The 14,560-nt window shown below is 64.2% G+C and carries 13 protein-coding genes; 10 read left to right on the plus strand and 3 right to left on the minus strand.

Annotation, left to right across the window (positions count from 1 at the left end; translation table 11 throughout):
• Positions 1 to 87: 87 nt before the first annotated feature.
• Entirely contained in the window at positions 88 to 1,677 is a 1,590-nt protein-coding gene (locus AC1RZR_RS02700) for a 5-guanidino-2-oxopentanoate decarboxylase (protein ID WP_481827559.1), read from the minus strand.
• Positions 1,674 to 2,522, minus strand: a complete 849-nt coding sequence (locus AC1RZR_RS02705; protein ID WP_481829000.1) for a dimethylarginine dimethylaminohydrolase family protein — start codon at positions 2,520 to 2,522, stop codon at positions 1,674 to 1,676. The genes AC1RZR_RS02700 and AC1RZR_RS02705 overlap by 4 nt, the downstream gene beginning before the upstream one ends.
• Positions 2,523 to 2,741: 219 nt before the next feature.
• On the opposite strand from AC1RZR_RS02705, the gene AC1RZR_RS02710 reads away from it, so the two are divergent.
• The 8 genes from AC1RZR_RS02710 to AC1RZR_RS02745 all read left to right on the plus strand — a co-directional run bounded on the left by AC1RZR_RS02710 (position 2,742) and on the right by AC1RZR_RS02745 (position 9,528).
• Positions 2,742 to 3,554, plus strand: coding sequence for an ABC transporter ATP-binding protein (locus AC1RZR_RS02710; RefSeq protein WP_481829001.1), 813 nt, complete (start codon positions 2,742 to 2,744; stop codon positions 3,552 to 3,554).
• 54 nt (positions 3,555 to 3,608) lie between these two features.
• Positions 3,609 to 4,406 (plus strand): transporter substrate-binding domain-containing protein, encoded by a 798-nt coding sequence (locus AC1RZR_RS02715; RefSeq protein WP_477272216.1) that lies wholly within the window; start codon positions 3,609 to 3,611, stop codon positions 4,404 to 4,406.
• A gap of 160 nt (positions 4,407 to 4,566) precedes the next feature.
• Positions 4,567 to 5,280, plus strand: a complete 714-nt coding sequence (locus AC1RZR_RS02720; protein ID WP_481829002.1) for an ABC transporter permease — start codon at positions 4,567 to 4,569, stop codon at positions 5,278 to 5,280.
• A complete protein-coding gene (locus AC1RZR_RS02725; RefSeq protein ID WP_477272214.1) occupies positions 5,280 to 6,089 on the plus strand; it encodes an ABC transporter permease in 810 nt (269 codons plus the stop codon). Before AC1RZR_RS02720 ends, AC1RZR_RS02725 begins: the two co-directional genes overlap by 1 nt.
• A gap of 154 nt (positions 6,090 to 6,243) precedes the next feature.
• A complete protein-coding gene (locus AC1RZR_RS02730) occupies positions 6,244 to 7,245 on the plus strand; it encodes an Ldh family oxidoreductase (protein WP_481829003.1) in 1,002 nt (333 codons plus the stop codon).
• Between the two features lie 243 nt (positions 7,246 to 7,488).
• Positions 7,489 to 7,770, plus strand: a complete 282-nt coding sequence (locus AC1RZR_RS02735; RefSeq protein ID WP_379101327.1) for a hypothetical protein — start codon at positions 7,489 to 7,491, stop codon at positions 7,768 to 7,770.
• Positions 7,771 to 7,992: 222 nt separating this feature from the next.
• Positions 7,993 to 8,445, plus strand: coding sequence for a DoxX family protein (locus tag AC1RZR_RS02740; protein WP_477272209.1), 453 nt, complete (start codon positions 7,993 to 7,995; stop codon positions 8,443 to 8,445).
• A gap of 105 nt (positions 8,446 to 8,550) precedes the next feature.
• Complete coding sequence (locus AC1RZR_RS02745; protein WP_477272207.1) at positions 8,551 to 9,528, plus strand: complex I NDUFA9 subunit family protein; 978 nt, start codon at positions 8,551 to 8,553, stop codon at positions 9,526 to 9,528.
• Positions 9,529 to 9,571: 43 nt separating this feature from the next.
• Here the strand turns inward: AC1RZR_RS02745 and AC1RZR_RS02750 are convergent, their stop codons facing one another.
• The gene (locus tag AC1RZR_RS02750) at positions 9,572 to 10,939 is read right to left on the minus strand and encodes a cytochrome P450 (protein ID WP_477272205.1); all 1,368 of its coding nucleotides are present in this window, start codon (positions 10,937 to 10,939) and stop codon (positions 9,572 to 9,574) included.
• Positions 10,940 to 11,136: 197 nt separating this feature from the next.
• On the opposite strand from AC1RZR_RS02750, the gene AC1RZR_RS02755 reads away from it, so the two are divergent.
• Together AC1RZR_RS02755 and AC1RZR_RS02760 are read left to right on the plus strand one after the other, a co-directional pair.
• On the plus strand, positions 11,137 to 11,706 hold the full coding sequence (locus AC1RZR_RS02755) for an NADPH-dependent FMN reductase (protein WP_481827560.1): 570 nt from the start codon (positions 11,137 to 11,139) through the stop codon (positions 11,704 to 11,706).
• 90 nt (positions 11,707 to 11,796) lie between these two features.
• Positions 11,797 to 14,427, plus strand: coding sequence for a caspase family protein (locus tag AC1RZR_RS02760; protein ID WP_481827561.1), 2,631 nt, complete (start codon positions 11,797 to 11,799; stop codon positions 14,425 to 14,427).
• Positions 14,428 to 14,560 lie beyond the last annotated feature (133 nt).

Raw genomic sequence — 14,560 nt, forward strand, 5'->3', positions numbered from 1 at the left:
TGGCAGTTGTTGCGTCTTTGCATGCATCAGCCCGCCGCAGCCGGAATCCAGGCCGGCTGAAGCCTGAAGCGGTTGCGCCGCCACCCTTCAGTCGACTGTGATTTCGATGACGCGCGGCAGTCCGGTTGCCCGTGCGCGTTTCAACGCGTCCGCCAGGGCATCGATATCGGCAAGCCGTTCGGCGCCGAGGCCATAGGCTTCGGCCAGCTTGCAGAAATCCGGCGGCGCCGGCGACACGCCGACCGGCTCGACGCCGACATCCAGCATCGAGGTTTCGATCTCGCGGTAGCCGCGGTTGTTCCAGACGACGAAGATGACCGGCGCCTGGGCGTCGAGCGCGGCGCCCAGTTCCGGCAGCGTGAACTGGAAGCCGCCGTCCCCCGTCAGGCAGACGACTGGCGCATCGGGTACCGCAAGGGCAGCGCCAATCGCCGCCGGCGGGCCGTAGCCGAGCGCGCCAAAACCGGTGGCGGCATTGAACCAGCCGCCTGGCCGATCATGGTCGTAGTAGAGGTTGGCGGCATAGATCGGCTGCGTCGAATCGCCGACGATGAACGCACCCGGCAGCGCATCGCGAATCACCTCTACGGCACGTACCTGCGCCTGCAGCGTCGGATTGATCTCGGCAAAGGCCGCTTTCCGAGTCGCAGCGGCGCGCGCCGGGCCAGCTTCGCTCGCCGGGCCATCGCCGATTTCCTCGAGCAGCGCTTCGAGCGCCTCGGCGCAATCGGCTTGAATCGACACCGTCGCCGGTCGGCGGGCAAGCTGGTCCGCGCCGATATCGATGCGGATCAGATTGGCGGGCAAGACGAAACCGCCATCGCTGTAGCCGTCATAGTCGGTCGGGCCGAATTCGGTGCCGGCGGCAATGACCAGATCCGCTTCGGCCATCAGCGCCCGCACGGCCTTCAGGCTGGGACTGGCCGGCACGCAAAGCGGATGGGCATGCAAGAGGCCGCGCGCATTGGCGGTCTGGACGACCGGCGCTCCCAGCCGTTCGGCCAGCCGCCGCAATGACGCCTCGGCGCGTTTGGCGCCGCCGCCGACAAGGACCAGCGGACGGCGCGCCGCGGCGATGAGTTTGGCCGCTCTGGCAATTGCCGCACCGTCCGGCGCGGGCGGCGCTGCATTGCTCAGCATGGCAGCGATGCCATCCGCCGGCTTGACCATGACGTCGGTCGGGATTTCGATATGCACCGGGCCGGGGCGGGCCGATGAAAAAAGCGCGAAGGCGTGCGCCAGCGCGCCGGGCAATTCACCAGCCTCGGTGACCCGCTGCGAAGACAGCGCCACCTTCTCCATCATGCCGCGCTGGTCGGGCAGTTCATGCAGATGGCCCAGGCCCTTGCCCAACGTCGGCGTGGCGTTGACGCCCGAGATCACCAGCATGGGCACCGAATCGGCACGCGCCTGTCCCATGGCGGTGATGGTGTTGGTGAGCCCCGGTCCGGTGATGACGAAGGCGACGCCAGGCCTGCCGCTGGCGCGCGCATAGCCGTCCGCCATGAAGCCGGCACCCTGTTCGTGGCGCGGCGTGACATGGCGGATTTTCGAGCGCGCCAGCCCCCGGTAGAGTTCGACCGTGTGCACACCGGGAATGCCGAAGACCGTGTCGACGCCATGGGCTTCGAGCAGCGAAATGAGCGCCTCGCCGACGGTGGTCCCAATGGTGGTCATTGGCGCAGCACCGGCCGCGTCAGGCAGGTCGGGCCACCCTCGCAAGCGATGCAGAGCGCATCCGCCTCGAAGGTGGAAACCGTGCAGCCGGCCGCCTGCATGGCAGCAGCCGTCTTCGGAAAACCGGCGACGGCGATCACCTGGCGCGGCGCCGTCGGCAGCACGTTGAGGCTAAGCCCGTTGGAAGCATGGAACTCATCGGCATCGCCCTCGACCAGCCTGATGCCGCGCCCGCGCAGCAACTGGTAGAAGGCGGCCGGCAGCAGAGGCGCGTAGACCAGCGCCAGATCGTCGGCGAGCGGACTGATCACCGACATCAGATGCAGGCAGGCTTCCTCGCCGTGCCAGAGCGGCAGATCGAAGCCAAGAACCGAAATGCCTTTCGGCGCAAGCAGGTTTGAAAGCTGCTGGATGCCATCCTGGTTGGTGCGCACGCCACGGCCGACGGCCAGCGTGCTTGCATCCACCCAGACGCAGTCGCCGCCTTCCACCTGGCCAGGGCTTTCAATGCGGCCGAGGGTGGGAATGCCCATGCGGTTGTAAGCTGCTTCGTGCAGGCCAGGCTCAGTCCGGCGCAGCGCCTTGCCCATGGAAAGAATAATCGCGCCATGCTCGGTCATCAGCGACGGATCATGGGTGAAGACGGAATCGGCCAAGCCGTCATCGGCATCCGTCAGCCATTCGATCTCGGCGCCGGAAGCCGAAACCAGCTGTGTCAATCGCTCATGCTGGGCCGCAGCCTTTCCCGGCTCGAAACCTGGGCCGTAGTGCCATTCCCGCGCCCTGGCATGACGCATGGCGCTGGCGGCGGACCGCATAAGTACGCGTTTCAGCGGCCCGGCCATGGACTGCGACCCGTATGATTTGCCCACTAATTTCTCCCGAGACGTCCGTTGCCGCCACTAACCACTACAGCAAGCTGTGATCAATAGTCCAAAAACCATGGTTGACGGAGGCAAGCGGAACGGTCCATCTTGAGAACGGGAACTCTGTCAGTGACGGTTAATGGGTAAAAGAATCCAGCAGCGACGGGCTCGACCACTCCGCGGAGCGTCGAAGGGATGATGTCGCAAGGCGCTGCATCCGCACTGAAACACACGGCGCAAGACGGCGCCGCCGAAGCCATCCATGTCGAGAACCTGCACAAGAAGTTCGGTGAGCTGCATGTGCTGAAGGGCGTCTCACTGTCGGCGCGCGACGGCGAGGTCATCGCCATCATCGGCGGGTCAGGCTCGGGCAAATCGACGCTGCTGCGCTGCATCAACTGCCTGGAAAACCCGACCAGCGGCATCATCCGCGTCAATGGCGAGGAGATAAAGCTGAAGGCCGACAGCCACGGCCACACGGTTCCGGCCGACCGCAAGCAGATCGAGCGCATCCGCTCCAAGCTCGGCATGGTGTTCCAGAACTTCAATCTGTGGAGCCACATGACGCTTATCGAAAACGTCATCGAGGTTCCCGTGCATGTGCTTGGCGTCAGGCGCGATGTGGCGATCAGCGAGGCCGAAAAGCTGCTCGCCCGCGTCGGCCTGGCCGAAAAGCGCGACGTCTATCCGGCCTATTTGTCGGGCGGCCAGCAGCAGCGCGCCGCGATCGCCCGGGCGCTGGCCATCAATCCGCGCGTCATGCTGTTCGACGAGCCGACGTCAGCGCTCGACCCCGAACTGGTCGGCGAAGTGCTGAAGGTGATCGGCGACCTGGCGCGCGAAGGCCGCACCATGGTGCTGGTCACCCACGAGATGAAGTTCGCCCGCGAGGTCGCGACGCATGTCGTCTATCTCTACAATGGATTGGTCGAGGAAGAAGGACCGCCGGATCAGATCTTCGGCGCGCCCAGATCCGAAAGGCTCAAGCAGTTCATCCGCAACATCGGCTAGGACAGGCCGGGACGGAAGAAAACCGGGAACCAACAACAAACTGGGAGTCGTGAAATGAAGACTGTTCTGAAGACATTTGCCGCAGCGCTGCTGCTGGGCGTCGCCGCCATGGGCGTGGCCAAAGCCGATCCGGTCAAGATCGGCGTCGCCGCCGAGCCCTATCCGCCCTTCACCTCGCCGGATGCTTCGGGCAAGTGGGTCGGCTGGGAGATCGAATTCATCGACGCCGTCTGTGCCGAGGAGAAGCTCGACTGTGTCATCACACCGGTTGCCTGGGACGGCATCATCCCGGCGCTGACGACCAAGAAGATCGACCTCATTGTCAGCTCGATGTCGATCACCAACGAACGCAAGAAGACGATCGACTTCTCCGACAAATACTATAACACGCCGACCGCGATCATCGGCCCCAAGGACCAGAAATTCGGCTCCGCTCCGGACGACCTCAAGGGCAAGGTCATCGGCGTCCAGGTGTCGACCGTGCATGCCGTCTACGCCAAGAAGCACTTCGGCGCCACGGCTTCCGAGATCAAGGAATACCAGACCCAGGACGAAGCCAACAACGATCTTGCCGCCGGCCGCCTCGACGCGGTGCAGGCCGATTCCATCGCGCTTGGCGAATTCCTCAAGTCGGACCAGGGCAAAGCCTGCTGCGATCTGAAGGGCATGGTGGCTCCGGACGATGAAGTGCTCGGACCGGGCGTCGGCGCTGGCGTGCGCAAAGAGGACACCGACCTGAAGGACAAGATCAACGCCGGCATCAAGGCCATCCGCGCCAACGGCAAGTATGACGAGATCTCGAAGAAGTACTTCGATTTCGATATTTACGGCGGCTCGACGCAGTCGAACTGACATCGCCAACGCATAAGCAACAACCGCACGGCATCCCGCCGTGCGGTTTCGCCGAAACCTGTCCACGCACGCTTTCCGCTGACGACAATCGACAGCGGCTGACGCCAGCAATTCGGGGGCGACGCTGATCGACGCATTTCTTTCGGCCTCCGCGGCCGGCATCATCGAGCTTCTCTCGCCCTACCCGCCGGGCTGGGGCGGAACTCTTTTGGTTGGGCTGCTCCATTCGATCGAGATCGCGCTGGGCGCCACGTGCCTCGGTCTCTTGATCGGCACTGGCGGCGCTTATGGCAAGCTTTATGGCGGGCCGGTGGTGCGCGACCTGCTGGCGGTTTACACCACCGTCGTGCGTGCCGTGCCCGAACTTGTGCTGATCCTGCTGCTCTATTATGCCGGAACCGACCTGATCAACCAGGCGCTGACGGCGATGGGGTATCAGCGCGTCGACATCAGCGGGCTTGCCGCCGGCATCGCCGTGCTCGGCTTTGTCCAGGGCGCCTATTCGACCGAGGTGATCCGCGGCGCGATCCTGGCCATTCCACAAGGCCAGATCGAAGCCGCGCGCGCCTATGGAATGTCTCCCGGCCTGCTTCTGCGGCGCATCACCTTGCCGGCGATGCTGCCCTTCGCCATACCGGGCCTCGCCAATCTCTGGCTGATCGCCACCAAGGACACCGCCTTGCTGGCGGTCGTCGGGTTCTATGAACTGGCGCTGGCAACGCGCCAGGCCGCGGGCGTCACCAAAGCCTATTTCACCTTCTTTTTCGCTGCGGGCGTGCTCTATCTGCTGCTGTCGCTGTTTTCGAATCTGATCATCGGCCGTGTCGAAACCTGGTCGCGGCGCGGCATGCCTTCGCTCAAGGAGGCGCGCTGATGGCGAGCGAAGCGGCCATCATCAATGTCGTCGCGCGAACGTCGCTGTGGCTGCAGCCGCACCGCATCGTGCTGATTCTGATCGCCCTGGGCCTGGTTCTGGCGGCCGCCTTTTTCATGCGCTGGGACTGGCTGCCGCAGTACTATGAAATGGGACTGATCGGCATCTGGCGCTCGCTGTGGATCCTGGCCGTCACCTGCGTGCTGGGCTTCCTGCTCGCCGTGCCGCTCGGGCTGGCGCAGGCCACCGGCTCCTTCTGGTTCGCCGCACCCGCCAAGGTCTTCTGCACGGTGATCCGGGGCACGCCGCTGCTGATCCAGCTGTGGCTGCTCTATTACGGCCTGGGCTCGCTGTTTCCGCAATATCCGTGGATCCGCGAATCCTGGATGTGGCCGTATCTGCGGCAAGCCTGGCCCTACGGCGTGCTGGCGCTGACCTTGTCTTTCGCCGGGTATGAGGGCGAGGTGATGCGCGGCGCCTTTGCCGGCGTTCCCAAGGGCCAGCTCGAGGCCGCCCGCGCCTTCGGCATGAGCCGCTGGAAGGCATTTCGCCGCATCTGGCTGCCGCAAGCCATCTACCGGGCGCTGCCGACGCTGACCGGCGAAACGGTGCTGCAGCTGAAGTCGACGCCACTGGTGGCGACGATCAGCGTCATCGACATCTTCGCCGTTTCGTCCAAGGTGCGGCAGGACACCTACCTCACCTACGAACCCTTGCTGCTGCTGGCGCTGATCTACATGACGATCACCGGCATTCTGGTCTTCGCCTTCAGCAGGATCGAGGCACGGATCCCCAACAAGATCGGTTAGAAACGCACAGGCAAGGGCCTTGGTTGGGGGCGACGGACAGGTCCGCCGCTTTTCTTGCAGTTGCGGACGATTTTCAACACAAACGCCGCCTCATGTGCTGCTACTCACAGGGTCAGCCAACCCGAACAATTACCGCAATCGCAGGACGGCCATGATGCAACTCAGTCTCGACCAGGCAAAAGGACTGTGCCGGATGGCGGCACTTGGCGCCGGCGCCAATGAGGAAGCGGCGCAATCGCTCACCGCCTCGATCATCGCCGCCGAGGCCGAAGGACTTTCGACCGTCGGCCTGACGCATTTCATCGACTATCTCGAGGCGCTCGAAGCCGGACGCATCGACGGCAATGCCGACCCGGTGATCACCCGGCCGGCGCTGGCGGTCTATCTCTCCGACGCGCGCGGCGGGCTGGCGCATACCGGCTTCGACCGCACCATAGACGACCTCGTCAAGGCCGCCCGGTTGTTCGGCGTCGCCATCTTCTCGCAGAAGAACGCCTATACATGCGGCGCGCTCGGCTACTTCACCGGAAGGCTGGCAGCACTTGGGCTGGTGTCGTTCGCCGCCACCAACGGGCCGGCCGTGCTTGCCGGCTCGGGCTCGGTCAAGCCGGTCTACTGCACCAACCCGATGTCGTTTGCAGCACCCGCCGCCGACGGCGCGCCGCTGGTCATCGACCAGTCGTCGAGCGCCACCGCTTTCGTCAACATCCGCAAGGCGGCGGAGGACGGCAAGACAATCCCCGAAGGCTGGGCGCTGGACGCCAGCGGCAACCCGACCACCGATCCGGCCGCCGCCATGAAAGGCGCCATGCTTGCCTTCGGTGGCCAGCGCGGCGCCAACATCGCGCTGATGGTCGAAGTGCTGGCGGCGGGCCTGTCGGGCGCCAACTGGTCGCTCGACGCGCCGTGGTTCAGCGGCGGACCGGACAGTCCCGGAACCGGGCTGTTCGTGCTTGCCGTCGAGCCCAAGTTGCTCGATCCCGACTTCGAGCAGCGCATGAAGGACCAACTCGACCGGCTGCGGCGGCGCTTCGGCGTGCATGTGCCGGGACGTGCCCGGGCCGAGGCCGCCGAGAAGGCGCAAGCGCGGGGCATCACCGCGCCCAAGGCGGTGGTGCAGCGCATTTCCGAATTCGCCGCGCGTTATTCTTCCTAAATAATCCATTATTTATCAAATAGTTATCTGAAATCCGCCCGCTCAAAGCGCGGTGCGGTGCAAATTTTTTTTGCGCGCCGCTGAACCTTTCCGCGCATCGCTGCGACCCAGCTTTGTCCAGGGCAAGGCGAGCTTGCCCGATCCACCCCGAGGGGAACAGCAAACCGAAACGAAAGCCTGTTTCGCGCGGAGGATGTCCCTTTGCGCCTCGGAAACCCAACCCAAATCAAAAGGAAAATTGCCATGACCAACACCAAGATCACCATGCTGACCGCAGTCCTTCTTCTCGGCTCGTTCATGGGCGCCACCCAGGCGGCCAGTTTGAAGGCCGCGCCGGTGAAACCGTCCGCGCCCGGCGTCATCACCGCCCCGAGTGGCGGTGCCACCGAGGATCATTACTGCAAGAACGGCCACGCAAAATTCGCCAACTGCAGCGCCGATTTCATCGCGGCTTGCAAGAAGGTCGGCGGCACCATGTCGGATGTTCAGGGCTGGGGTGGGCGTACTTGCTTCACGCCCTCCTGATACCGTCTCAGGTCAGGCCGCTCCGTCGGCCCTGGCTTCGCGTGGATGTCACCCGGAAAACCCCGCCTCGGCGGGGTTTTCTGCGTCACTCCATGACCTTGGAGAATCGCCGGTGCTGCAAGATGCGTCAATAAAACATGTTTAAAAATGTCAACTTTTGTTTACTTGACTTCGACCGGCCCGATCGGCCGTCTGCAACGATCAGCAAACCAAGGAGTCACAATGTCGGCAAGCACGGACAGTCCCCGCAACAACCTTGTCATCCCGGTCCTTGGCAGGCTTTACGCAGCCTTGCATGATGGCGCGGAAACCGTTCTTCGCACTGTTGCCGGTGCGTTTCTCACCGTCCATGGTTCGCAGAAGATCACCAATCCTTTCGGCGCCGCCGAAATGGTCGAGGGTCTCGGCTTTTATCCCGGCGCTTTTTGGTCGTTGCTGCTGGCCTGCACCGAATTTTTCGGCGGCATTTTACTCGTCATCGGCCTTTTGACGCGGCCGGCCGCCTTTGCCGGCCTGTTCGTGCTGCTGGTCACCGTGTGGTTCCACTGGGTCACCATGGGCCAGGGTTTTTCGGGCGCGGAAAAGTCGCTTCTGTGGGCCGCGATCCTGCTGTTCTTCGTCATTCGCGGCGGCAACCGCCATTCGGTCGACGCCCGCATCGGCAAGGCGTTCTGACAAGGTCGAAACAAGGACAGCAGCGACGACGCGTCGCCCTTTGCCTTCGACGCAAAACGGATTATGAAACGGCTTCAGCCAAGCTTGCGAGCGCCGGAGCCAGCCATGACCGAAATCCTGCAGACCCCAAAGCTCGTCGTCGTCTTTGGCGGGTCGGGCTTTGTCGGCCGCCATGTCGTGCGCGCGCTGGCCAAGCGCGGCTATCGCATCCGGGTCGCCTGCCGGCGGCCCGATCTTGCCGGCCATCTGCAGCCGCTCGGCAATGTCGGCCAGATCCAGCCGGTGCAGGCCAATGTGCGCATGCGCTGGTCGATCGACCGCGCCGTGCAGGGCGCTGACCATGTCGTCAATCTGGTCGCTATCCTGCATGAGAGCGGCCGGCAGAAGTTCTCCGCCGTCCACGAGTTCGGCGCCCGCGCGGTGGCCGAGGCGGCGCGCGCCGTCGGCGCCGGCCTCACCCATGTTTCGGCGCTTGGCGCCGATCTGAACTCCGGATCGGATTACGCGCGCACCAAGGCGCTGGGCGAAAAGGCCGTCCTGGAGACGATCAAGGACGCCGTGATCTTCCGGCCGTCGATCAACTTTGGGCCCGAGGACGACTTCTTCAACCGCTTCGCCAACATGGCGCGCTATTCACCGGTGCTGCCGCTGATCGGCGGTGGTCAGACCAAGTTCCAGCCGGTCTATGTCGGCGACGTCGCCGAAGCAGTGGCGCGCTCGGTCGAGGGCAAGGTCGATGGCGGCCAGATCTACGAGCTTGGCGGCCCCAAGGTGCTGACCTTCAAGGAATGCATGGAAGAACTGCTTGACGTGATCGAGCGCAAGCGCCTGCTGGTGCCGGTGCCGTGGTGGGTGGCGAACATCCAGGCATCGATCCTTGGCCTCTTACCCAATCCGCTGCTGACCAAGGACCAGGTGATGCAGCTGCGCGAGCACAACATCGTTTCGGACGCGGCGGCCAAGGCTAACCGGACATTGGCTGGGCTCGGCATCCAGCCGCAATCGATCGCCACGATCCTGCCAAGCTACCTCTGGCGCTTCCGCGCCGCCGGCCAGTTCCAGCAGCGCAAGCCCGCGGCTTGATTCGACAGTCCCAAGGTGTGTTGAGAGTACGTCAGTACCAGAACTAACGTCGAGTGACCTGCATCGGCAGGCCGCCTTGCGGCTGCGTGGTCAGCTTCTGCACCGGCCAGGGTTTCGTGTCGACGGTGGTGTCGAAGCGGAAGCGCGACAGCATGATGGCGAGCGCGATGATCGCTTCCTGCATGGCGAAGCTGGCGCCGATGCAGACGCGAGGACCCGCGCCAAACGGCAGATACTGGAAGCGGTCGATCTTTTCGCGGTTTCCCGGGTGGAACCGTTCGGGCAGGAAGGCGTCGGGCCGGTCCCACAGTTTCCTGTGGCGATGGACGACCCACGGCATGACCAGCACCGCAGCGCGCTTCGGGATATAAAGATCCTTCCACATCTCCGGTTCGATCGGCTCGCGGTTGATCGACGGCGCCGGCGGATAGAGCCTGAGCGCTTCGTCGAAGGCGGCGCGGGTGAACGGCATGGCGTCGAGCCATTTCGTCGGATCGGGTTCGCGCGCCAACACCTGGTCGATCTCCTGCTCGACCCTGTCGCGCTCCCATGGCGATTCCGCGAGACAGTAAAGCGTCCAGCCGAGTGCGCGCGCCGTGGTCTCGTGGCCGGCGCCGATGAAGGTAATGATGTTGTCCTCGACCTCGGCCCGCGTCAGCCCCTCCGGTCCCTCGGCCTTGAGCAGGAGTGTCAGGAAATCCTGCGGCACGGCATCGGGATCGCGCTTGAATCTCTCTTCGCGCATCTTGACCGTGTCGGTGACGATCTTGCGGAAATAGGCCATGGTCTTGCGGCCGCGGATGCGGGTCAGCCGCGGCAGCCAGTCGGGCGCGCGCAACAGGTCGAGCGGATCGACGCGGCCCATGGTCTCGAACAGGCGGTCGATCTGGTTGGCGAAACTGCCCGGCTCGCCAGCGATCTCGCCGGAGAACAGCGTTTCGGCCAGGATGTCGTAGGTGAGCAGAGTCATGTCATGAGCGATGTCGGACGTGCCACCGTCTTCGTAGCGGGTGACGAACTCTTGCGTGCGCCTGAGCATCGGCTGGGCGAAGCCGAAGATGTGGCGCGGCGTGAACACCGGCGCCATCGCCTTGCGCGACCGCTTCCAGACCTCGCCCTCGGCGGTCAGCAGGCCGTCGCGCAGGATCGGCCGCAGGATCTTCTGGCGCACCGTCGCCATCTTGTAGTTCTTGGCATTGTCGACAAGCACATGGCGGATGAGGCCAGGATCGTTGGCAACAACTAGATGTCCGCCAACGCCATTCACCGAAATCCAGGGCTCGTTGTAGGTGTGCTCACCCCACAGTTCGAGCGGGTTGCGGTAGACGATGCGGATCATCTCCAGCGTCGAGGGAGGCGTCGTGCGCGGCTTTGGCGCCGGGGGAACGAATGGGGCGGGCTGGACGTCCATCGGATGCTCCGCTGATACATCAATGTAGTGGCTGGCAATCCGGGCGTCCATGTGACCGAACGGCAAGCCTAAGTGTGAAAGCAGACGGTCTGTTCAGCCGAATGTGACCGTTCGCCCGGAGGTGCCGCCTTGTCCGCGGTCATGCTCTGCCGTAGGTGACAGTCACCAACAGATACTGCCAATCGAAGGAGCCCGCCTTGAAGCACCAGTTGAACATCATCATCGGCAGCACGCGGCCCGGCCGTGCCGGACCGGTTTTTGCCGAGTGGCTGGAGGTATTCGCGCGCGAGCACGGGAAATTCGAACCGGTGCTGACCGACATCGCCTCGTTCAATCTGCCGGTTCTGGACGAGCCGCATCACCCCAAGCTTGGCAACTACCAGAACGACCACACCAAGGCCTGGTCGAAGGCGATCGATGCCGCCGACGCCTTTGTTTTCGTGGCGCCGGAATACAATTATTTCGTCGCTCCGGCGATCGTCAACGCGATCGACTATCTCGCGCGCGAATGGAAATACAAACCCGCCGCCATCCTCAGCTATGGCGGCGTCTCCGGCGGCCTGCGCGCCGCGCAAGCTCTCAAGCCGCTGCTGACCGCGGTCGGTGTAATGCCGATTTCCGAAGGGGTTTCCTTGCCGCTGTATCAGAAACTGCTCGAGAGTGACGGCTCTTTCCAGGCCAGCGAGCAGGTGCAGGGCGGAACCAGGACCATGCTGGACGAGCTGTTGCGCTGGAGCGAGGCCCTGAAGCCGATGCGGGCGGCCTGAAGGAGCCGGTTTTCGGCCAAAAGCCCGGCTTGCTCATGCCATAAAGAGGTGGAATGGTCGGCAATCGACTGAGCCGGGGGGCGGTTCGACTTGCGCTTGCTGTTTGCCTTGCTGCTGATGCTTGTGACCACCGCCTCGGCGGTGGCGGAGCGGCGCGTGGCGCTGGTCATCGCCGATGACGACTACCGCCTGATCCGGCCGCTCGCCAATCCGGTCAATGACGGCGAGGCGATGGCAGCGGCGCTGAAGAAGCTCGGCTTCGAGGTCTTTCTCGAAACCAATCGCGATCTCAGGCGCATGCGCCGTGCGCTCGTCGATTTTCGCGAGGATGCCAAGGACGCCGACGTGGCGCTGGTTTATTTCTCCGGCCATGGCGTCGAAATTTCTGGCGACAACCGGCTGCTGCCGATCGACGCCGACGCCTCTTCGCTCGACGCGCTTGAGAAGACCAGCCTGCCGCTCGAAGAGGTGCGCGACACCGTGGCCGCCACGGCCAAGGTCGGGCTGATCGTGCTCGACGCCTGCCGCAGCGATCCCTTCTCGGGCAGTGGCGGCGAAGGGCGCGGCGCGACGTCCCTGGCAAAGGACGTCGCAGACAAGGTCAAGCCGGGACTTGGCCGGATTGGCCGCGCCGAAAACATCCTGTTCGCCTTCTCGGCCGCGCCCGGCGAGACCGCCGCCGACGGCAGCGGCCAGAATTCGCCGTTCACGACCGCGCTGACCAAATATCTCGGCACCGACGGTCTCGAGATCCGCTCGGTGCTGACGCTCGTGCAGCAGGAGGTGTATGACCTGTCGCGCGGAAAACAGCTGCCTTATGTCGAGAGCGGCCTGCCGAAGCTGTTCTTTGCCACGGCGGCCAAGGAGCAGCTGCCGGAGCGCGAACGCCTGCTGCTCGCCATGGCCGACGTGACGCCCGAAATGCGTGGCGAAGTCGAGCAGATCGCCAGCGACGCCGACATGCCGCTGGCGCCGCTCTATGGCGCGCTGATCGGTTCCGACACCAGCCATCTGTCTGCGGACAGCCTGAACGCCAGGCTGCACGAGGCGGCCGACGCCTTCGTCAAGGTGCGCAGCGAAATGAAGACGCTCGCCTCCGACGATCCCCAAGTGGCGGAGCTGCGCCGGCAGGCCGAGGAGCAGCTGTCGCTCGGCGCTTTCGATGGCGCACGAGCGATCCTCGCCAGGGCCGCCGACATCGACAATGTCTCGCGCAACGCGCTGAAGGCCAATTTCGTCAGCCGCACGCTGTCCGAAGCCGCGACGCGTTTTCTGTCAGGCGGCGCGGCGCGCGCAGACCTCGACTATGCTAACGCCATCAAGGATTATGAATCGGTGTTGGCCCTCTATGGCGAAGCTGGGCAAACGGCGCTGACGCCGGACGACGCCGACCGTCATATCCGTACGCTGGATGAGCTTGGCAAGCTCTACACCCTGGTCGGCAACACCGATGCGGCGGGCCGCGCCTTTGCAGCGCTGGTGTCCATACTCGAGCTGCGTTCCAGCCGGGAGACCGACCCGAGCGTGAAGCGCGATTTCGCCGTCAGCCACATCAAGCTCGGCAACATCAGGCTGGCACAAGGCGACCTGCCGGCAGCGCTGCAGAACTATCAGACCGCCAGAACCATGCTGCGAGATCTGACGGCGGCCGAGCCCGAGCATCTGCCGTGGTTCGGTGACTTCGCCATGGCCGACGACAAGATCGGCAACGTGCTGGTGACGCAAGGCGATCTGGCGGGTGCTTCACAGATCTACCAGGAAAGCCTGTCGATCAAGAAACAGCTCGCCGACCATGAACCGGATCGCGCCGAGCTGCAGCGCGACCTGACCATCAGCTATGACGAGATCGGCGCGCTGGCGCGTACCGCCGGCCAGCTGGACAATGCACAGGCGGCCTATGAAGAGAGCCTGAAGATCCGGCTGGCGCTGGCCGCGAAGAAACCGCAGGATGCCGAGCGGCAGCGCGACGTCTCGGTCAGCCATACGACCATCGGCGATCTCAAGCGCGAGCGTGGCGATGCGGCGGGCGCGCTCGCGGCCTATCGGGCGGGCCAGGCGATCGCCGAACGACTGGTGGACCGCGATCCGGACAATAGCGAGCTGAAGCGCGACCTGTCTGTCGGCAACGCCAAGATCGGCAATGCGCTGAGCGACCAGGAAGACTGGCTGGCGGCGCTGGCCGCCTATCGGGACGCCTTGGGGATAGCCCGCGTGCTGGCGGCCGGCGACCCTGCCAACACGGACTGGCAGCGTGATCTCTCGATTTGCCTCGAGAAGGTCGCCGGCATCCTTGCGATGCAAGGCGATCGGGCGGGCGCGCTCAAGGCCTATACCGACAGTTTCGCCATCGCCGACCGGCTGGCCAAGCTCGATCCCGCCAATGCCGACTGGCAACGCGACCTGTCGATCACGCTGTCCGAAATCGGCATGCTCAAAGTCAAGCAGCGCGACATCAAAGGCGCGCGTCAGGCCTTCCAGGACAGTCTCGACATCCGCCAGAAACTCGCCGACGCCGATCCGAACAACGCCACCTGGCAACGCGATCTGGTGGTCGCCCTGATCGATTACGCTCAGGTTGCCAAGAACCCCAAGGCGGTGCTTTCCCAAGCGCTGGACATGACACTGGAGCTCGACCGCAGCGGCCGGCTGGCCCCGCGCTACCAGTTCATGATCAAATTTCTGCGCGAGCGGCTGGCGAAGATCGAGGCCCGCCGTCAATAGCCGGCTCATCCCTCGGGAAATGCCTGCAAACCTTGGAAAAACCGCCTTTTGCGCCTATATCTACGCAATATCAGAGGCGCGATTCGGGGCCGATTTTTAGCGCCGCGCTAGCGGCATCCAGACAACAGGTTTT

This window comes from Mesorhizobium bavaricum, assembly GCF_056781655.1.